The sequence below is a fragment of the Novosphingobium sp. 11B genome (genome assembly GCF_054589055.1).
This window is the reverse complement of sequence record NZ_BAAILP010000295.1, coordinates 1-309: the sequence shown is the minus strand read 5'-3', so window position 1 is coordinate 309 and position 309 is coordinate 1. Positions and strand designations below refer to the sequence as shown.

The 309-nt window shown below is 53.7% G+C and carries 1 rRNA gene; it reads left to right on the top strand.

Annotated features, from left to right (window positions below):
* Nucleotides 1–309 (top strand): 23S ribosomal RNA (locus ACYPYD_RS25505); the annotation flags it as partial.

Genomic DNA, 309 nt, shown 5'->3' with positions numbered 1-309 from the left:
AACCAGGAGGTTGGCTTAGAAGCAGCCATCCTTTAAAGAAAGCGTAACAGCTCACTGGTCTAAACAAGGGTTCCTGCGGCGAAAATGTAACGGGGCTAAAGTGATGCACCGAAGCTTAGGGTGTGATCTTTTAGATCACGCGGTAGCGGAGCGTTCCGTAGGCGAGTGAAGCGGGAGGGTAACCGACCGTGGACGTATCGGAAGTGCGAATGCTGACATGAGTAGCGACAAAGAGGGTGAGATGCCCTCTCGCCGAAAGACCAAGGGTTCCTGCTTAAAGCTAATCTGAGCAGGGTGAGCCGGCCCCTA